The sequence below is a fragment of the Saccharicrinis aurantiacus genome (assembly GCF_001660705.2).
GTDB lineage: Bacteria > Bacteroidota > Bacteroidia > Bacteroidales > Marinilabiliaceae > Saccharicrinis > Saccharicrinis aurantiacus.
In genome coordinates, this window is the sequence record NZ_LYBV02000030.1 from 183296 (window position 1) to 202551 (window position 19256).

The 19256-nt window shown below is 34.3% G+C and carries 17 protein-coding genes; 6 read left to right on the forward strand and 11 right to left on the reverse strand.

What is annotated here, in order from left to right:
* Positions 1 to 338: 338 nt before the first annotated feature.
* Positions 339 to 2198 (reverse strand): sulfatase-like hydrolase/transferase, encoded by a 1860-nt coding sequence (locus tag A8B35_RS13595; protein WP_068473532.1) that lies wholly within the window; start codon positions 2196 to 2198, stop codon positions 339 to 341.
* Between the two features lie 238 nt (positions 2199 to 2436).
* On the opposite strand from A8B35_RS13595, the gene A8B35_RS13600 reads away from it, so the two are divergent.
* Positions 2437 to 3546, forward strand: coding sequence for a T9SS type A sorting domain-containing protein (locus A8B35_RS13600; protein ID WP_068473534.1), 1110 nt, complete (start codon positions 2437 to 2439; stop codon positions 3544 to 3546).
* Positions 3547 to 3693: 147 nt separating this feature from the next.
* Here A8B35_RS13600 and A8B35_RS13605 read toward each other — a convergent pair whose 3' ends face one another.
* The gene (locus A8B35_RS13605; RefSeq protein ID WP_068473537.1) at positions 3694 to 4254 is read right to left on the reverse strand and encodes a hypothetical protein; all 561 of its coding nucleotides are present in this window, start codon (positions 4252 to 4254) and stop codon (positions 3694 to 3696) included.
* Between the two features lie 268 nt (positions 4255 to 4522).
* Here A8B35_RS13605 and A8B35_RS23375 point away from each other — a divergent pair, with 268 nt between their 5' ends.
* The 3 genes from A8B35_RS23375 (at position 4523) to A8B35_RS13615 (ending at position 5720) form a co-directional block, all read left to right on the forward strand.
* Positions 4523 to 4660, forward strand: a complete 138-nt coding sequence (locus A8B35_RS23375) for a hypothetical protein (RefSeq protein ID WP_171973210.1) — start codon at positions 4523 to 4525, stop codon at positions 4658 to 4660.
* 160 nt (positions 4661 to 4820) lie between these two features.
* The gene (locus A8B35_RS13610; protein ID WP_068473540.1) at positions 4821 to 5081 is read left to right on the forward strand and encodes a cysteine-rich small domain-containing protein; all 261 of its coding nucleotides are present in this window, start codon (positions 4821 to 4823) and stop codon (positions 5079 to 5081) included.
* An 87-nt stretch (positions 5082 to 5168) separates the two neighbouring features.
* A complete protein-coding gene (locus A8B35_RS13615) occupies positions 5169 to 5720 on the forward strand; it encodes an FKBP-type peptidyl-prolyl cis-trans isomerase (protein ID WP_083634446.1) in 552 nt (183 codons plus the stop codon).
* A gap of 146 nt (positions 5721 to 5866) precedes the next feature.
* Here the strand turns inward: A8B35_RS13615 and A8B35_RS13620 are convergent, their stop codons facing one another.
* From A8B35_RS13620 to A8B35_RS13645, 6 genes are all read right to left on the reverse strand, one after another.
* Positions 5867 to 7339 carry a radical SAM/SPASM domain-containing protein gene (locus A8B35_RS13620; RefSeq protein WP_068473543.1) on the reverse strand — a complete coding sequence of 491 codons (1473 nt, stop codon included), beginning with the start codon at positions 7337 to 7339 and terminating at the stop codon, positions 5867 to 5869.
* Between the two features lie 54 nt (positions 7340 to 7393).
* The gene (locus A8B35_RS13625; RefSeq protein WP_068473546.1) at positions 7394 to 8167 is read right to left on the reverse strand and encodes a protease inhibitor I42 family protein; all 774 of its coding nucleotides are present in this window, start codon (positions 8165 to 8167) and stop codon (positions 7394 to 7396) included.
* A 28-nt stretch (positions 8168 to 8195) separates the two neighbouring features.
* A complete protein-coding gene (locus tag A8B35_RS13630; RefSeq protein ID WP_139314900.1) occupies positions 8196 to 8471 on the reverse strand; it encodes a hypothetical protein in 276 nt (91 codons plus the stop codon).
* Between the two features lie 331 nt (positions 8472 to 8802).
* Entirely contained in the window at positions 8803 to 9732 is a 930-nt protein-coding gene (locus A8B35_RS13635) for a protein kinase domain-containing protein (RefSeq protein ID WP_068473549.1), read from the reverse strand.
* An 88-nt stretch (positions 9733 to 9820) separates the two neighbouring features.
* A complete protein-coding gene (locus A8B35_RS13640) occupies positions 9821 to 10792 on the reverse strand; it encodes an FHA domain-containing protein (protein ID WP_068473552.1) in 972 nt (323 codons plus the stop codon).
* Positions 10793 to 11168: 376 nt separating this feature from the next.
* Positions 11169 to 11798, reverse strand: a complete 630-nt coding sequence (locus A8B35_RS13645; protein WP_068473555.1) for a DEAD/DEAH box helicase — start codon at positions 11796 to 11798, stop codon at positions 11169 to 11171.
* Positions 11799 to 12174: 376 nt separating this feature from the next.
* Between A8B35_RS13645 and A8B35_RS13650 the strand changes: the two genes are divergently transcribed.
* Positions 12175 to 12813: a hypothetical protein gene (locus A8B35_RS13650; protein ID WP_068473558.1), complete on the forward strand. Its 639-nt coding sequence runs from the start codon at positions 12175 to 12177 to the stop codon at positions 12811 to 12813.
* Between the two features lie 170 nt (positions 12814 to 12983).
* Here A8B35_RS13650 and A8B35_RS13655 read toward each other — a convergent pair whose 3' ends face one another.
* From A8B35_RS13655 to A8B35_RS13665, 3 genes are all read right to left on the reverse strand, one after another.
* Positions 12984 to 13850, reverse strand: a complete 867-nt coding sequence (locus tag A8B35_RS13655; RefSeq protein ID WP_068473561.1) for an MORN repeat-containing protein — start codon at positions 13848 to 13850, stop codon at positions 12984 to 12986.
* 63 nt (positions 13851 to 13913) lie between these two features.
* Complete coding sequence (locus A8B35_RS13660; RefSeq protein ID WP_171973211.1) at positions 13914 to 14672, reverse strand: DUF2490 domain-containing protein; 759 nt, start codon at positions 14670 to 14672, stop codon at positions 13914 to 13916.
* A gap of 406 nt (positions 14673 to 15078) precedes the next feature.
* A complete protein-coding gene (locus A8B35_RS13665; RefSeq protein WP_068473745.1) occupies positions 15079 to 16893 on the reverse strand; it encodes a glycoside hydrolase family 15 protein in 1815 nt (604 codons plus the stop codon).
* An 84-nt stretch (positions 16894 to 16977) separates the two neighbouring features.
* Between A8B35_RS13665 and A8B35_RS13670 the strand changes: the two genes are divergently transcribed.
* Positions 16978 to 19179 (forward strand): bifunctional alpha,alpha-trehalose-phosphate synthase (UDP-forming)/trehalose-phosphatase, encoded by a 2202-nt coding sequence (locus A8B35_RS13670; RefSeq protein ID WP_068473564.1) that lies wholly within the window; start codon positions 16978 to 16980, stop codon positions 19177 to 19179.
* Positions 19180 to 19256: the final 77 nt, after the last annotated feature.

Consider the following 19256-nt stretch of genomic DNA (forward strand, 5'->3'; position numbering starts at 1 on the left):
GAGAGAGTTTTTCATAGATTAGGTTAGGGTTTAGGTTTAGATCGGAATGTCATTTCGGCATTCCGATTTTTAAAAGAACTCAACTATACAAAATAGACATAAGAAGTTTTTTTTCATAGATTAGGGTTTAGGTTAGAAGAAGAGGCTGTTTCAGAATAAAATGATTCAGCCTCTTTTTTTATGACTTTTTTGGGGAATTACCCAAAATATTTTTTAAATCTTAAAAGTTTAAATTGGGCATCTTACTAAAAAAGTGGGCAGAGTAAGAACTATAGTGAATAGCCCGTTAAACTTCCCTTATTTTATCTTAAAAAATTGTATTTTTTGTAATTGAGATATTATCGTTTAACCGCAATTTGCTTTACAAAACGCTGTGTGCCCGATTCAATTGCAATAATATAATTACCGCTAATAACTGCGCTACTTAAACTGGCAGATAGGGAGTTGCTATTGCTGCGTTTGATGTTTTTCTGCATTACTGCTTCGCCCGACATGCTATAGAGTGAAACGTTAACGATGGGTGCAATTACCGATGCAAAAGTGATATTTAAATCGGTATTGCTAGGGTTAGGGTATACCCTGAATTTAAGGGTTTCATCGTTCCAAATGCTTGAATTACTTGTGGCCAACTCGGGGAAGGTACGCTCCCAATTGGGCATGGCATTGCTATACCACTTGTTTTTTGTGTTTTGGTTGTGAAAAAACTGAGGTTCGGTATGGGTGCGAGTCCAGGCATAAGCTTCGTCCTTTATTTTATTGAGTACATCAGCATTGGCTCCGGCAAGGTTTCTATCTTCATGTAAATCGTTTTCAATATCGTATAGGAACCAAGTGCCATTGCCGTAGGTTTTTGCTTTCCATTTGCCTTTTCTAACATGTATTTTATTGTTTGGCGATGTTATGGCCATGGCAAATAAAGGTTGATCGGGGCGGGCATCTTCATTCTGAATTACTTTACTATAGATGTCGATTCCGTCAATTACTTTTGCTTTATTGCTATTATCGGTAATTAAGTTGATATCAACACCTGCTGCACTGGCGAAGGTTGGATACAAATCTAAACCAGAGACGGGATGATTATAGACATCGGGAAAATCAGAAACCGATTTAGGCCATTTTACAAACATAGGTACTCTATGCCCGCCTTCTTCAATATCTCCTTTATGCCCTCTGAGTGGGTAATTATTCCATGCCACTCGTTTGGGGTTTCCATATCCGCTCATGCCACCGTTATCGCTCATAAATACTATTATAGTATTATCTAGCTGGCCATTGTTTTCTAAAGCTTCAACCAATTTGCCAACTCCTCTATCAAGGGCATAAACCATTCCGGCTAAGGTTAGTCTGTCTTGTTCTTCACCATCATCAATGGTACCATTGTTATTGGCATCGTAGTTGAATGCATATTCGCCTCCATTATTCTTTGGTCGAGTGAGTGTTTCCATGTCTTCGGCCTTGGCATCTAATAAACTATGTGGGGCGTTATACGACACAAATAAATAGAACGGCGAATCATTGTTTTTTGCATCGTTTATAAAATGAACCGCTTTTGTTGTTAAAATATCAGTAATGTAATTTGAGCCTTCAATTTCACCATTAACAGGCTCTGGTGCCCAATTATTATTGTGCTTTAGCGGATCGGGGTATTCCCAACTGGCTTCGGCCTTTGCTTTATTATTGTATTGATTTACGCTAATCCATTTATTAGTGAAATACTCATGTCCACCACCAAGGAAACCATAAAACTCATCAAAGCCGCGCTGGTTTGGTTGGTAAGGTGTTTCTTCGCCAAGGTGCCATTTGCCTACTATGCCAGTTGTGTAGCCTGCTTCTTGTAATACCTGACTAATAAATTTCTCGTTCAAGTCGATACCTTCTTTGCTGTAAGATGCTAAGTTAAATTGAGAGCCTAAAGCATGAGGGTATCTCCCTGTCATTAATCCCGCTCTACTTGGTCCGCAAAAAGGATGAATGGCATAGGCCGATGTAAATTTTGTACCTGCATTGGCTAATTTATCGAGGTTTGGCGAAGCTATATCTATAGGTCTGCCAGGATGCATTTGGGCATTAAAGCCCACATCGGAATAACCCATATCATCTGCAAGTATAAATAATATATTAGGTATAGGCTCTTCAGCTTTTAGTATGCCAACAAAACAGAGAGTAAGTATACCTAGCAATAGTTTTATAGAATTCATATTGTTATAAAGTTTTATTTCTTGTGCACAAATCTATCCTCTTGCTATATATCCGGTTTATTTCTCCATACAATATGCATAAATATCTGTCCATTTATATTGTTTACAGTGTTCAAAGTGCTAACTATCAAATAGCATTTATTGTGCGGATTTTCTATTGACTCTATGGCTTGCATGCTTTATATTGCATCAATTGAGTAGAGCTTTGCCTAAGTGTTTAATTATACACACATTAAATATGATAAAGATAATACTATCTGCCACCCTTACCCTTTTAATGGCCTTTAATAGTTATTCTCAAGAATTTGAATTGGCGAGTACTTTAAGTAATACCACTAATGAATCTTCAGGATTAATACATATCAGCAATAGGCTTTTTACGCATAATGATTCTGGAGACAATCCTCATTTGTATGAAATAAGCAAAATTACAGGTGAGGTAGTTCGTACCATCACAATAAATGGAGCAAAACATATGGATTGGGAAGACATGTGCAGCGATGATACGCATGTGTTTATTGCAGATATGGGAAATAATGCTGGTAGCAGAACTGATTTGCTTGTATACAAAATTCGAATAGAGGATTTACTTTCGAAGGAATTGGTAGATACTGAGGAAATTCATTTTTCGTACGCTGATCAGTTTGATTATACTAGTACAGATAGAACAACAGAGTTTGATGCCGAGGCTATTGTTACCATAGAGGATAAACTCTATATCTTCACTAAAAATTGGACAAGCTATAGAACCAATATCTATGAGCTACCAAAGTCGCCAGGCACATATTCTGTTAGTAGAATAAAAGAAATTGAAGTTGGAGGATTAATTACAGGAGGTGTGTACAATCAACATTCAAACTCTGTTTTATTGGTTGGTTATGAATTGATATTTGTATTTCTTTCACCATTTAAGATAGAAATATCGGGTATTACCAATGGTAGTTTTGATGGTGTTTATGTAACTAAATCTGGTTTAAATGTACCAAGTGGCATGTCGCCGCAGATAGAGAGTATTACCTATAATAATGTTAATGGGTATTATCTAACAGCAGAAGAAAGCCCTTTCGGAGCTTCGGGTTTATATACCCTAAGCAATGGCGTTGCTACTAATAATGCCTTTGTTACTAAAAAAGTACGGGTTCGATATCCGACACAAACTCAAAGAAACCTTATCATTTCGTACCCCGAGCTTACCATAAATAGTATATACGGGGTGAATGGCTCACTCCTTATAAAAACAGAAGACCCTAAAATTATCACTGACCATTTGCAAAGGGGTATGTATATATTAAGAATTAGTGATACGAGTAATCAAATTCTTTTAACCGAGAAGTTTATAGTGCAGTAAAATGAGATAATGAAGTTTAGTATTTAACTCAGTTATTATTTAAAATAGATTATAGTAGAGTTCATGTTAAAATACCCCCCAAAGAGATGAAGCAATCTTCGGAAGGTATTAAAATCATAACGGTATCTAAAAACAATTAATCAGAGTCTATCCTTTTTTCTTCGCTTTATTTTCGGCTTTATCCTTCTTCTTGCTAGCTTTTACCTCATTATTATAGGTTTTGTATTCAGCCTTACTCATCAATTGCGATTGATCGTAGGTGCGCAAAGTTGTTTTATGCTGCACATAAGGCAAGGGAGCAATGGCGAAAAACCAAGGTTGCGCCACCGCTCCAATGGTAATTGCAGCAGTACATAAAGCCTTTTGGTTTTGTCCCTTTTTATATCGTTTTGTCGAGTAATACCTTAAAGCATCATTATCTAAATCCGACACATCCATACCAACCCCGGTTTTAGTTAAAAAATGATGCGTGGCATCGTAAGTATCCATCGAGTGCACAGTCATGCTTTCAATGGCATCTACTTCAATATATTTAATTTCCTTATCCACCTTAATGGCAATTTGAGTGTCCGACGATTTTTTAGCTTTCAACGCAGAAGGTAACACTCTAATTACTTCCCCTTCTTGCATTTTTACCTCTAGTAAATCGGCTGAAGTTGGCACCGATATAGAGCTTGCGATACTCGCTGCTATTATTGCTACTGGCATAAGCTGTAATTTTAGTAAAGGCTTTTTATCGCCTTATTGTTATACAACAAAACTAAACCATTGCGTAATAGTAAATTTGCAGAAAACAATCTATCGTTTACTCAAAACCGTATTTTAGGTATTTTTTAAGCATCTTATTTAGGGGCTTCCCTTCGGGGCGGGCTATCCACTATATCTTTGTTTCGCCCTAAAATCCTGAGTTCTATTATAAATAAAGTTTTATGAATAGGTGTTTTTATCTAAATTGGTGATGCAAACAAATACCGATATGAAAATACTAACTAGCACACCAATCTCCTCATTTGGAGGTTTAAGTTATGTGCTTGAGGAGGTTTTAAAACTAGTTTTACCAAACTTATTTCATGCTAAGCTTTTGAGCTACGGAGGCAAAGCCAAATTATCCTAATGGTCCATATTCTTTTGTGGAGGAACTTGAGCCGAGGATTCGATAAGCTTACAATAGCATCGTATTTCTAATTTACTTTTTATACTTTTGGCAGCTCTTTAATCGTAAATAACCAATAAAGTTATTTACGATATTCAGTACAATATTATAAACAAGAACGATGTCTGAGAATTATAAGTTTACCCAAAATCGCAAGTGCGAATATTTCCCTTGCCATAAAGTAAAAAATGAAGACGATTTTAACTGTCTTTTTTGCTTTTGCCCTCTGTATATGTTAAAAGATAAGTGTGGTGGAAACTTTAAGTATACAAACGGATTTAAAGATTGTAGCGATTGTACCATTCCGCATACCCGCAAATCGCACGCCTTTGTTATGAGTAAAATGAAAGAAGTAACTAAAATAGCTAGCGAACGCAACTAAAAGTAAGTACAAACATCATTATTATACCTAATATTTCTAATCTTCTTTAATTAGTATTCACCTTCTTCGGAAGACAAAGAACAACAAATGAAATTACGAGGATTATTAACACCATTATTTTTCACTCTACTAACTGTAGGAATTTTAACTAGCTGTAAAAAAGATACACCCAGTAACCCTTGGGACGATTATGATTTAGAAGAACAGCTAAAAATTGACGCCAAAATAATTGAAGATTATATAGCTGAAAATAATATTGATGCAGAGAATGTGGCTGTAGAAAACTCAGAAGGAGAGGCTGTTGAAACAGGAATTTATGTAGCTGTTACAGATTCATCACACTCTGAAGTTTACCCTAATAGCGATTCGCTTGTTGAGGTAAAGTATAAAGGCTATTTTACAAATGGAGATGTTTTTGAAGATACTGGAGACGAAAGTATTAAGTTTTTATTAGGGCAGGTAATTGTTGGTTGGAGAATTGGTTTTACAGCAGTTGCAGAGGGAGACAAAGCAACAATTATTATTCCTTCGGCATATGCATATGGACCTGTAGGTGCTGGTCCGATAGGACCGAATGAAGTAATAATATTTGATGTAGAATTAATTAAAGTTAGCAACGGGAATATATCCGAACTTTAATAGCTTAAGATATATAGACAGAGGTTGGCTAAGTTTAGTTATACTCAATAGAGTAATACCAAGTGAACTTAAAATGCGCTTTATTTCCACGTTCTGTGATTAATGAAACTGTACGCACTTTAAATTCATTTGGTCTAGCTGTAATTCTAAAGCTGCTGAATATTCATTATTAACTCGGCTGCCTTTTGGTTTTGACCGGTTTCTTTATAAACAACAGCCAAGTCATAAAGGGGGTCTAATTCATTCTTAGGTGCATATTGTATGGCTTTTTTTATATTTGTAATGCCAGCCTCTGATTCGCCCATTTTATGCATGCATAAACCTAGGCCTTTAAGGGCATACCAGTCTGTTGCATTATTTTTTAATATAACTTCATTGCTATTACGAGCAATATTATAATTACCCAAGAAGAAATTAACAAAACCATTTAAAGAATTAAGCTTTGTATCATCAGGATTGTTTTTTAACATGTGTTTTAATATTGTAGCAGATTCTTGATAGTTGCCACTAAGAGCTAAATCTTCTGAAAATTTATACAGATTAGATTCTGAGTAATTCAGTAAAGATGCGCTCAATTTACTTAATGCAACATTGTAAGCGCAGAATTTATTTTCGGCATAAATAGACCCTTCAGTGGTTAATCTGGTATTTGGGCAACCACCTAAACAAACATCTCCGTATTTACATTCATTGCACGTACCCTTTAGGTCGGCCTTTTTCATGTTTCGTGACCAAGCAAACGAATTTGCATCTTTCCATATTTCGGGTAAAGTCCGCTCACGAATATTACCTTCAATAAATTCACGGTCACGAATTGATGTACATCCTATTATATCACCATTGTGTAAAACACCAAAACCTCTTATTCCGGCATTGCATCCCGACCATGGCATATCAGTGGAGTTACCCAGACTAATTTTACGTACTTCTTCTTCTTCTTCGGTATAATAGCCTAAACAATCAGCAGGGTAAACTGTAATTTTATTTTCGCGTGCTGTTTCAAGGCAAAATTCTAATATCTTGGGTATGTCTTCAGGCTCTATAAGTTGTTCTTTTTGTGTTTTCATATTTCCCATAGGAATACAAATCTGTAGCTGCCAAGATTTCACACCTTTATCTACTAGGATATTCTTTATATCCCTTAATTGATTTATATTGGTTTTAGAGATACTTGTAATTGCCCCAGTATATTGATTATGCTTATGAAGTAACTCAAAAGCATGCATACTTTTATTAAATGAGCCTTTTTTACGTATATAATCATGTGTTTCTTCTGTACCATCTATACTGATTGCAGTTGTTCCTATTCCTGAGTCAACCATTTTAGAGACAATATCTTCCGTAATAGCCCATCCATTGGTTATAATATTAGGGATCACACCATTTGATCTTAGCGTTTTAGCAATAAGCGGCCAATCTTTTCGTGTTAATGGCTCACCACCAGAAAGTGTGATCCACTGTAAGCCTAACTCTGCAATCTCATCGCAAAGAGATAGAGCTTCTTTAGTGGATAATTCGCCTTTTAAGGCATTTTCGCAGCTTGATCCACAATGTTTGCATCTCATATTACAAGCCATTGTAATTTCCCAAACTGCTGTTGTAGCTTTATATTCCGACATAACAATAAAAATTTTAAATAAATAAGGGCTACTTAATAGCCCTTACCTTATTAGTTAACAACAATCTGAAGGATCATCACAAGGATCATCACAAGGATCACATTGGTAATTTGGATCACAAGGGTTTGGAAAACCGTAAGGTATCATTGGAGTGCACATGTTCGCACTATTGATAGGATATCCATAATACATGCGAGTATTTAGACCTTGTATATTTGGTCGAACATTATATAATGATGATATACCTGGTATATTGTATTGTGTTTGCGGACGTATGCCGTACTTCAATCTTCCGTCTCCAGGGCCTTGTGTAAGTACACCATATTTTAAGCGAAGATCTCCTCTTCTTTCGATAGGTATCCCATATTTCAAACGAATATCACCAATAGTACCGCTGCTTCTTTTAAGATCACTCGGCATTTGAACTGCATACAACATTGTTGGGTCGTATTGTCTTAATGATACCTCGGGCTTACTTACAAAGCCTTTTACTTTTAACTTATCTAGATCAATATTTTCTTCGCTCTGTTTATCTACAGTGATTTGATATTCAATTGTTTTAACAGGTTCTCCTTCTTCTTTCCATGAAGCAGCGAGCACAAATGTAACAACAGCTTTACCAGTACCTGTTGGTATAAAAGAAAATATTTGTTCAATCGGACCCATGCGTCTGCTAGAATTTTGTACTCTTATATCCAATAGATTAACACAACCATTTAGTCCTTCCAATTGCCATCCATATCCTGTTGAACCCATCATAGATTCAAGGCTAATGTCAATTACATGCCCAATTTCGGCGCTGAGAGTTTCTTTGTTTATTTTATCCATTATTGTTTAATTAAAGGTGTTTGAAGATTTATTTGCAAAGCTCAATTGATGAGATGTGTTCTTCTCCTTTTAAAGGTTGGAAAATTGTAATCATCGCAGGTTGTGTGATAGCTTTAAGGGCAGTTACCTTTGTATTACAGAAAAACTTGTAATTAGTACCAGCCACAACTTGTGTAGCAACAGCTATAGGTTGATAGTTTACACCATGTAAACCTTGGGTAGCTCGTTCGAAAATTTGTTTCTCATCATCAGAGATTTTTGAATTAAAGGCTGTGTAAGCTCCTGTCATTAATGAAGTTTCCATAATTTGTTTGTTAAAGTTAAAATAGAATAATTCCATAAAGTAAGTTAAACAACGTTGCGCTGTTTCTATTTAAATTTACGGGAAACTGGGAAGAAAAAATATTACACAATATTACATACAGCCAATTGGCTTTAACCTGTATTATATATTATAATTTCGTCATGAGTATTGAAATAGTAATAAAATATAGCTTTACAGAAATGCTCCAAGGCATATTTCTAAATGGTTGAGGTTAAGTAATTATGGGTCTTGTTTGAAGATAGTTTAAGGTAGAGTAGTTTTACAAATGTGGGTCTTATTATTTAGAATACGGAATAAATAAACTAAGAGCTTACAGGGTAAGGTCAGCATCTTCGTGATTAAAACTTGTGTTTGATTCTATTTGGTGTTTTATTGAGGTAAAATCTAATGAATTAAACTCATTAAAGATGATTTGAGATTCATTAGGTCGTTTATTTGGATCTTTATGGAGTACTTTTTTTAGTATAACTCCAAGTGGATGATTTGCAATGTTTGGGGGAATAAAAATATTGTTTGAAGATAATTGGAGTTGTAGTATTTCGTTTATAGAATTACCTATAATTGCCGGCCTGCCAGTTAAACATTCTAATAGAATTAGTCCCCACGAATACAAATCAGTTTTGTAAGTTGTGGGTTCTCCTCTTAATTGTTCAGGTGAACTATATGCTGGAGAGCCTGACATTTGATTATAGCAGTTATTTTTGTTAGAGTGAATATATAGGGTTTTGTTGGTAAACTGACTTATACCGAAATCTAAAATTTTAATATGCTTTTTTGCTCCTGAGTGCTGTATCATTATATTTTTCGGTTTTAGGTCTTTATGTATAATTCCCTTATTATGTATACAAACTAAAGCATCTAGCACTTGACTCATTAGCTCAACAATATCCGAAATAGACAATTTTTTCTTTGTTAAAATATAATCCTTCAGTGTTATTCCAAATATATACTCAAATACAGCAAACTGTAAGTTGTCATTTGTAATTCCTCTATCCAAAACTTTAATAATATTTGGATGACTTATTTTAGTACACAAGTGTATTTCTTGTTTAAATTTTGTTATCTGCTTATTTTCAAAGTTACTATAAGAGCCATTAGTGTATTTGATTACTTTTATTGCAACTACTTGTCCAGTACTAATTTGTGTGCCTTTATATACTCTGCCAAATTTTCCTTCGCCAATTTTATTGTGCAAAATATAATTATTGTGAGAGAATTGTTGGGTAATAGGATCAGTCATGATTTTTATCTAATAAAAGTAGGATTGGCTAAAAGTGGATCTCAATAATATGGATTGAAATATTTTAATGGACCCTTGAGTGCAATTACTAATAAATCTCGAGAACAGGCTGTTTCTGTTTTGCAATGTTTAGCGAATTACTTCTTATAATCTTGAAATGAGGATGCGTAAATCTAAGTTTTCCTTTTTTTCGTTCAATAATATTTGAGAAGAGGTATCCATATGGTTTAATTTCCATTATTTTTTTTCTTAATCGGTGTACCTGAATATTTAAATAGTAATCATCAATATCTATTAATAATTCTTTACTTAAGAAATTCTCCATTTTAGATACAGAGATCCACCCCTGATTTCTCTGATCAAGCCCACTATTTCTATCTATTAATTTCTGACGTACTAGCTCTAATAATAGATGGTTATATACTTTGACGCCTAACTCTAAGTGCAAATCATTAATGATAATCTTTACATCAACATCTTCCTCATCGTCGCTTATTGTAAAGAGAAAGTATGATTGATCGATGATATTACAAAAATCTATGGTGTACTCTATTATTTCATTTTCAATAAAGAGCCATTCATTATTTCCGAAAATATATTTATTACCATTCTTAAGTTCAATAGTTTCGTGACCAGTATCGGCATTCCATTTATAGGTATTAGTTTTAAAAAAAGATACTAGTGGAGTTTTATTATTTGGTAACATGTTTAAGGAATTTAGCTCGAAGATACAATTAGGTATTTTTGTTGAGAGTAAATAGCTAGAAGGAGGTTTATCATCAATTATTTCCCAAATTATTGATTTATCATTGGCAAATCGAATAATATTGCCAATAGATAATGTTTTGCATGAGTGATGAAAGTACTTGTTATCTAATATAGTTCCATTCTTACTATTGTCAATAATTTGCCATTCTGATTCTTCCCATCTAATTACAGCATGAAAGCGCGAAATGCAATTACATGTTAGTTGAGTTTGATTATGTTTCGCACGTCCAAATTGATGGATCGATTTTAAGATTATTTCTTCACCTGTATTTCTATTTTTAATGATACCCATGGGAGTTTGGTATTGAGTTTAATAAAAAGTATCATGATCTATATATGTTGAGAAAATAGACTCAATGTAAACAACTTTAGACCCATGTTGATTTTTATTCAAAATTATTAAAGCTGTATTTTAGCCGTAGTTTTTATTAAGAATGAAAATTGCAGAGTTTTAAAGTTGATTAATAGCTCTTGATATTGATTAGAATAAAGTTAACTCTTTTCTTGAGAAGAATAAAGGTCATTTTTTATATTCCATTAAAAAGTAATCCTACGTGGGTTGAGAATGTCTTTTATTCTTTATATCATAGAATAATAATGCCTCAATAAATTGTGGGTTATACATTTTATTGAGGCATTAATTATGATATTGTTTGTATTACTGTTTATTATTCAGGAGAATGTTCGTCAAACTCCATTATCAATGGATTTTTCATCATTCGTTCCTCAACCTTCTCAAATTTGTCAGTCCATTTATTTGCAAAAAATAAGAATTGCGACTTTTCTATACCATCTGCAATACGATAAATAACAGGATGGTGCAGGTGCGGGCTTAGCATTTCAGCATCATCAACCGCAAATATCTTCACTTTAGTCATTGGAATCCCTTGTACTGATAGTAACTCACCAATACGTTTTGGAGTTCCAATAACAACATCAACACCTTCGTAGATCATATCTTTTTGGTATTGCATTATTCCTTCATCAAAAACAATAAAAGAACGTAATTTGGTTTGTTTGCTTAGCAAGTCAAACTGTTCTTCTACAGCAAATGCTTTGGCTTTTGATTCAACCATAATTATGGCTCTTGGAGCCTCCTCAAAAGGTTTTTTTAATTGTTGAATAATAGAAATAATAATAGCAGTTGTTTTTCCGCTACCTTCAGGAGCAATTACAAACATATCTGCTCCTGATTTAATTTTAGGGATACATACTGTCTGTACCTCACGAGGTTCTTTATCGTACTCGTGATTTATAAGTTCCGAAGCTAATTCAGGTATTAATTTCTTTAATTTCATTAATGTTATTTTATGTTCAAACCTGACTAATTAAATAAAGTCAGTTTTGAGTTTTTGCTCTTGCCGTACCTGATTTAAAAGGTCGCGGGAGTTTTATTTCAATTCGTTCTTCACAATTATAGCAGATGTAAATTTCACACCCTGTACAAGCAAAACAATTACTACAGGCCCTCTTTAAGTCATCTTTTTGAAAGTATGCCTTACACGAGGGACAGTATATTTTTTCAGACTGGTTACTCATTAATCTATAATTGTGGTGCAAAAGTAATTAAATTAAACAAAGTTCTTACTGTTTGTAATTGCAGAAACAATATATAGGGCTTTAGTTAGTTTCTTATTATATTGGCAATCGATTATTCAATAAAAACAAGATAGGATGAAGAAACTTATAATTGCAGTATTATGCATTTTACCACTAGGATTATTTGCACAAATAAATGCAACTACTGAGGATGGGAAGAAAGTGTTACTCTACGAAAATGGTACATGGATTTTAGCTGACACAACAAGTTTTTCAGAAACAGTGCAGGCGGGTGCAGGCGGAGTATATGAGCTTGACGCCAATGTAAATAAAGAATCAAACATGGGGGAATTGCTCTATGAGGTTAGTCCTCGTTTAGAGAAGTATTTTGGCCCTATAAAAGGTAAGGTAAAAGCTAGCAGTAAAGTGATTGCGCAAAATGGTAAGGTAAAAGTATTTTTTCAGTTTGAATATACTTTACCTGATGCAAACCGTTATTATGGCCGAGTTCAGTCGGGTACTATTATAAAATTATATAATAAAAAGGATGAAGAAATAGAGTTAAGTTTAACTGATGACATAAAGTTTGAGGTACTTGAAAAATATAACTTTTCATTTTATACAGTAAGTGCATGGTTAACACCAGAACAAGCTCAAGATTTATTTGAAACGCCAGTTGAATATTTAGAGGTACATTGGAAAAAAGGTGCTGAGAAATATAAAGTAGGTAACGAGTTCTTAATCATGAATGGTTTAAAAGAACTTAAGAAATAGTGTTTTTTGACTGAAATTCACCATTACAGCAAGTAATGGTTACAGCCAGCTACTAAAAGAAAAGCATCAAGTGGAAGTTTATTTCACTTGATGCTTTTTTTGTTCTATACATCGGCTTAGCCAGAATGAGTATTTGATGGGATTAAGGCACTTATTCTAAAAATTAAAGACTAACCCTTTTTGCTAGGTTTATTATCTTTCCATAAGCCTTTATACAATTGCTTGCCATCCTTATCTAGAAGCACGCCATTACCGTGTCTTAAATCATTTTTCCAATTACCTATATATCGTTCTCCACTTTCAAAATGATAGGTTCCAAAGCCACTACGCATGCCATTACTATATTCTCCATCATAGAAATCGCCATTTTGCCAAAAGTATTTGCCATTGCCGCTGCGTAAATTATTATCCCATTGTCCTTCGTAATAACTCTTATTGTCAAAAATGGCATAGCCATATCCACTAGCTTTGCCATCTTTGGTTTCTCCTAAATACTTTATATTAACTCCGTCAGCATTTACAATGCTTAGAGTGTCGTTTGTTTTAATGGAATTAATACTATCGTTTAATTGATTAACCTGAAGGGCAATGTTACTATTATAGGCTAAAATTGAGTCAAACTCTTCTTGTAAAACACCCAGTGTACTTTTAATATTTTCAAGGCTATCATTCAGTTCCTTTTTATTATCACTTAGTTTTTTTATTTGCCCGCTACGCTTACGTAAATTGTTATAGAGCTTAGAATAGTTTTTGCTAAAGCGATTTCTCTCTTCATAAATTTTTGAGGCATATTGTGAGTATTCATCACTATTCGTAATACTATCCATTTGAGTATATAGTATCAATGCTTCATCAAACTCATCTTGGTTAAGCAGTGAATCAGCTTTAGCTCTTAATTTATAGAACTCAAGTTCGCTAGTGTATTCGTTCAAAACACTATTTTCGAGTTTTAATTTTTTGTTTGTTTTTACTGACAATGTGTTCAGTACAATTAATATCACAACAGGAACTCCGACAAGAATATATTTTTTAATCATTTTTCTTTATTTAGTTTGTGCTGACTCTGATCTCACTTGAGCAATTAGAATTATTGGTTTTGATTAATAACCAAGGTTAATTCGAGGTAGCTTTTTATCTAACTTACGTGCATCGAGACCTATTAAAAGGTTAAATCTTAATATGTGCGATGTTCTGTATGATGAACCATCGCTTTTTTGACCTATAGTCCACATATGACCGGCAAAAAAAGTAATGTTATTATTAAGTACATAGCCAAATCCATTGTAGGTTCTAAAGTCTTCTAGTGGATTATAAACTATTGATTTACCTGTGTGCATAAAGATTTCGGCACTGGGAGAGAAGTAGAGCGTTTTTTCTTTAATAGTAGGCGAGTTCAAAGGTATATATGCAAAAAACTTATATCTGTATCTATTGGTGTAATCATGTTCATCGCCAACATTATTATCACGTTTCCACCTGTGCTCAAATCTAAATTGATGATATAGGTTAAACCTTCCTAAGTCAGGAGTTTTAAATAACCATTGGTGCCAAATTCGAGGTTCGTAGGTTACCTTTTCATAATCCGAATTACCAGGATCAGGACTATAGTTCATTACTAGTGCAGGACCAATAACAGCCTCAAAGTTTTTGTTAAAATACAAATTGATTCCGGCTCTATTGTATATCTGGCGTGTTCTTCCGTAAAAGGAAGTTACATTATCAATTTCGTTGCGGACCCTGTAGTGGTGTTCTGCGTAGTATCCTATTTTATCGCTTAAGCGAACTTTTAAATAAAGACCGTTCCATATACCAGTTTCTTCTAAATTAGTAGTGCTATGTTCACTGTTGTTTTGGGCCATGCTAAACCCGTAAAAGCATAGTAGTGTAAATAGTATCGTGCTCTTTGTCATTCGTATTAATGGTTGTTTTCAACCATACTTTTATTAGTAAGTGTTGTTGTGTAATCGTAATGTGTAACTTATATTTCACGCATTAAACAATAACGATGCCATATTTCAACTCAATTTGTTATTTTAAGGAACTGAAGTATTTGTTCACATTAAATTAAGCTCATCGTAGTTAGGAGCGTATTATAAAGTGAACTTGGTGTATTTACTTATCTAGGAGTAGAAATTAGAGGTGATATTATGAAGGTGGGGCTTTCTTTTACTAAAGCTGTTTATGTTTTCGAGAAAGGATAAATGTAAAAAAGCATCAAACAAGCGTTAATCTTGCATGATGCTTTTTATAATATTGAGAAATATATTAATCATGTTGCCTTAAGGCATCCATAATTTTTTCTTCTTTTGTTGTTTCTCCTTCAGAGATATTTATGGCAGTTTCAATTAATGCCAAGTGTGAATAGGCTTGTGGGAAATTACCCAACTGTTGTTTCGTTTCAAAATCTAAATCTTCACTAAATAACCCCAAATGGTTATTATAAGTCAATAGTTTTTCAAATCGCTCCAAGGCAGCTTCTTTTTCACCGATTTTATAAAGTGCATTTACTAACCAAAAAGTACAAATTGTAAAACTTGATTTTGGTAATCCGAAGTCGTCTTGATTGATATAACGATACATTAAACCTTCGTGCTCCAATTCTTTCTGAATTCCTAGAACAGTAGTTCTGTACCTTTCGTCTGTTGGTTTTGAAAAGCCATAACTTTCCATTAATAAAACAGAGGCATCTAAGGCATCATCGCCATAAGCTTGCGTGTACGATTGTTTTTCCTCGCACCATGCATTCTCTTCAATATCTCTTCGGATCTCATCTTCAAGTTTCTTCCACTTTTTCTTATAAGTATCTTGCTTTAACAAGCCAGCAATCTTCATGGCTCTATCAATAGCAACCCAACATAAAACTTTACTAAATGTGAAATGCTTGCCTTCGTTACGGATTTCCCAAATACCTTTATCGGGTTTATGCCAATTGGCTTCTACCATTTTCACAACATTTCTTACAACAGTCCAAAGGTCTTCGCTATATCCAAGCGAAGCTGAAAACATTGAAAAGTGTTGATAAATGGCATCCATTAAAATACCATAGATGTCGTTTTGTTTTTGCTTATAAGCAGCGTTACCAACACGTACTGGTTTTGAATCGGCATAGCCAGATAGGTGTGGAAGTTCATATTCAGATAAACGTTTTTCGCCGCTGATTCCATACATTATCTGCATTTGTTCGTCCTTTTCAGGTAACACATCTAATATAAATCGTAGGTAATTTTCAGCAACAGTATGATGTCCAATTTGAGTTAATATTTTAACCACCATCGAACCATCTCTAATCCAACAGAAGCGATAGTCCCAGTTACGCACTTCACCAATAGTTTCGGGTAACGAAGTAGTAAGAGCTGCCAAAACAGCCCCAGTCTTTTCGTAACTTAATAGCTTAAGCGTTAATGCACTTCGGTTTATTTCATCATTAAACCTCTTAAAGGTAGTGGTGCGCTCCGACCAGTTTAACCAATATACTTTGGTGCGTTGCAGTTTAAGATGGGTTCTGTGAATATCTTGGTTTAAAAGTTTTTGATTGTAGCTGATTAAGAGGAATTTATTCTTCTCAAGCGTAATTGTTTCCTTATTAAGGATTGAAGAAAACTCAAAATCTGTATATAAATACAAGGAGTCATAAGGCCCTTCAGTTGTGTAGGCTTTTATATAATTTTTGTGTTCCTCAAGTTCTGTATTATGAGCCGCATACTCTAGTTTAGGATCGTAGTTAATCGTAAAACTTGGCTTTCCACTAATTAATTTAAAATAGCGTACAATATCAGGTGGCGAATAATAGTCGCCCTTTTCGTTGAGATAGCGAGGCATAAAGTCAATTACCTCAAAAACACCATCTTCACAATTAAAAGTTGTTCTTAATAAATTTGTACGTTCAATATACTCTTGTTGTATATTAATAAGCTTGTTGGCTTCAATAGATATAGCGCCACCTTTCTTAGTATCAAGCAATTTGCCAAATACCGATGGGGCGTCAAATTTAGGCAAACATAACCAATCAATACTTCCTTTCTCGGAAACCAGAGCCGCTGACTTACAATTTCCGATAATACCGTAATTAAGATTTTCCATATTTTCAATTTTATTGGTTAGTTTTGTATCACACCTTAAAAAAAGGGGATATATTCTTAAAAACAAAAATAAATGCGTTAACATATGCAAAAAATTCACATTGTATCAAACAGACTCCCATTTAGTATAAAGGAAGAAGACGAAAAAACAACACTTGAAGCGAGTGTAGGTGGTTTAGCCACAGGTATGAAGTCTATTTATAAAGAATACGGTGGAACATGGATTGGATGGCCAGGTGTTGACAGCGATTCCTTAAGTGCAGAAAAGGAAAGCGAAATTGATGCTTTATTCAAACGCGAGAAATGTGCCTCGGTACATTTAAATGCTGAGGATATTGAGCTATTTTACGAGGGTTTTAGTAACAGAACTATTTGGCCTTTATTTCATTATTTTACACAATATGCCGATTTTAACCAGGAAGCTTGGGATAAGTATGTAGAAGTGAATCAAAAATTCGCTGATGCTGCTCTTGAGACTGTTGAGGATGGCGATGCAGTATGGGTGCACGATTATCAGTTACTATTAGTACCAGAGATGATAAAATCAAAGAAACCCAATGTAACCGTTGGTTTCTTTTTACATATTCCATTTCCTTCGTTTGAGGTATTCCGAATTTTACCTTGGCGTAAGGAAATTATTCAGGGTATGCTAGGTGCCGATTTAATTGGTTTTCATACCTATGATTATGAACGACATTTCTTTAGTTGTGTTCGTCGATTATTTGGATACGAAATTTCATTTAATCAAATTCATATTGATGATAGAATTATTATCGCCGACTCATTCCCAATGGGAATTGATTACGATAAATTTGTGAAGTCGGCACAGGCCGTTGCAATGAAAGGTGTTAGTGAGAAATCAGAGCTACATCAAGAGCTTGATAAGTATTTTTTAGCATCGCCTGACCGAAAACTGATCTTATCTATTGATAGATTAGATTATACTAAAGGTATACCTAATCGATTGAAGGCCTTTGCTCGTTTCCTTGAGAAGTATCCTGAGTTCAGACAAAAAGTAACCTTAATTATGCTTGCTGTTCCTTCGCGCGATCAGGTAGATCATTACCAGTTGCTAAAGAAAGAGGTTGATGAACTTGTAGGACAAATTAACGGAGATTATGGTAGTATAAACTACACACCTATTTGGTATTTCTATCGATCTATGCCATTCGATAACCTCATAGAGCTTTATAGTTCATGTGATGTGGCACTAATTACACCCGTTAGGGATGGTATGAATTTGGTTGCTAAAGAATATGTAGCTTCTCGTATAAATAATACAGGAGTTCTTATTTTGAGCGAAATGGCTGGTGTTGCAAAAGAAATGGGAGAGGCTTTAATCATTAACCCAGTTGATGATGAAAATATGGCCGATAGTATCCATCAAGCATTAACAATGCCAATTGAAGAGCAAAAATCGCGTACTGCATTTATGAAAGAACGTATACAACGTTACGATGTATTTAAGTGGGCTAGTGAGTTTATAAAATCATTAAAGAAAGCAGAAGCCAAGCAATCAGATTTTCTTGCCAAGATGATTACACCAAGCATTGAAAAAACGATGCTGGATAAATATAATAAGGCAGAGAAGCGTGCCATTTTCTTAGATTACGATGGAACCTTAACTTCGTTTAAAAAGAATCCGCAAGATGCGATGCCGAATGAAGAGTTGCACAATATCATTAAAAACTTAACCGATAACGAAAAGAATATAGTTACCATTATCAGTGGTAGAGATAGATATACGCTTGAAAAATGGTTTTCAGGGCATAGAGTTAATTTGATTTGCGAACATGGCGTTTGGATGAAGGTTGTAGATGGTACTTGGGAAATGCTGAGTACTGTAAATAACAATTGGATGCCAAATGTACGACCTACAATGGAGAACTTTGTAGATAGAACACCTGGTAGTTTTATTGAAGAGAAAAATTACTCGCTTGTATGGCATTTCCGTAAGTCAGAACCAGAACAAGGTGAACTTAGAGCTAACGAACTGAAGGATGAATTAAATACACACCTCTCAAATCATAACCTTGAGATAATGGAAGGTAATAAGGTTATTGAGGTGAAAAGTGGAGGTATTAATAAAGGTATCGCTGCATTGCAGTTCCTTAACAATGAGCCCTACGATTATATTATGGCTTTGGGAGATGATTGGACTGATGAGTTTATGTTCCGTGAGTTACCTGAAGAAGCCTATACTATTAAGGTGGGCCTAACGCATACAAAGGCTTCTTATAAGGTTGAGTCAGTAGCTGCTGTTCGCGCTTTATTGAGTAAGATGTAAAAAGTAAGATCATATTTTATTCAAAGGTCGTTCTATTATTAGGGCGACCTTTTTTTATTCGTTAATTATTTGTTAAT

What these genes read in the sequence shown, in the direction of transcription:
- A8B35_RS13660 (WP_171973211.1), bottom strand. Translation starts at nt 14,672, where the DNA reads ATGGCCCAAAACAACAGTGAACATAGCACTACTAATTTAGAAGAAACT.
- A8B35_RS13640 (WP_068473552.1), bottom strand. Translation starts at nt 10,792, where the DNA reads ATGGGTATCATTAAAAATAGAAATACAGGTGAAGAAATAATCTTAAAA.
- A8B35_RS13665 (WP_068473745.1), bottom strand. Translation starts at nt 16,893, where the DNA reads ATGGAAAATCTTAATTACGGTATTATCGGAAATTGTAAGTCAGCGGCT.
- A8B35_RS13610 (WP_068473540.1), top strand. Translation starts at nt 4,821, where the DNA reads ATGTCTGAGAATTATAAGTTTACCCAAAATCGCAAGTGCGAATATTTC.
- A8B35_RS13650 (WP_068473558.1), top strand. Translation starts at nt 12,175, where the DNA reads ATGAAGAAACTTATAATTGCAGTATTATGCATTTTACCACTAGGATTA.
- A8B35_RS13600 (WP_068473534.1), top strand. Translation starts at nt 2,437, where the DNA reads ATGATAAAGATAATACTATCTGCCACCCTTACCCTTTTAATGGCCTTT.
- A8B35_RS13615 (WP_083634446.1), top strand. Translation starts at nt 5,169, where the DNA reads ATGAAATTACGAGGATTATTAACACCATTATTTTTCACTCTACTAACT.
- A8B35_RS13630 (WP_139314900.1), bottom strand. Translation starts at nt 8,471, where the DNA reads ATGGAAACTTCATTAATGACAGGAGCTTACACAGCCTTTAATTCAAAA.
- A8B35_RS13620 (WP_068473543.1), bottom strand. Translation starts at nt 7,339, where the DNA reads ATGTCGGAATATAAAGCTACAACAGCAGTTTGGGAAATTACAATGGCT.
- A8B35_RS23375 (WP_171973210.1), top strand. Translation starts at nt 4,523, where the DNA reads ATGAAAATACTAACTAGCACACCAATCTCCTCATTTGGAGGTTTAAGT.
- A8B35_RS13655 (WP_068473561.1), bottom strand. Translation starts at nt 13,850, where the DNA reads ATGATTAAAAAATATATTCTTGTCGGAGTTCCTGTTGTGATATTAATT.
- A8B35_RS13605 (WP_068473537.1), bottom strand. Translation starts at nt 4,254, where the DNA reads ATGCCAGTAGCAATAATAGCAGCGAGTATCGCAAGCTCTATATCGGTG.
- A8B35_RS13635 (WP_068473549.1), bottom strand. Translation starts at nt 9,732, where the DNA reads ATGACTGATCCTATTACCCAACAATTCTCTCACAATAATTATATTTTG.
- A8B35_RS13625 (WP_068473546.1), bottom strand. Translation starts at nt 8,167, where the DNA reads ATGGATAAAATAAACAAAGAAACTCTCAGCGCCGAAATTGGGCATGTA.
- A8B35_RS13595 (WP_068473532.1), bottom strand. Translation starts at nt 2,198, where the DNA reads ATGAATTCTATAAAACTATTGCTAGGTATACTTACTCTCTGTTTTGTT.
- A8B35_RS13670 (WP_068473564.1), top strand. Translation starts at nt 16,978, where the DNA reads ATGCAAAAAATTCACATTGTATCAAACAGACTCCCATTTAGTATAAAG.
- A8B35_RS13645 (WP_068473555.1), bottom strand. Translation starts at nt 11,798, where the DNA reads ATGAAATTAAAGAAATTAATACCTGAATTAGCTTCGGAACTTATAAAT.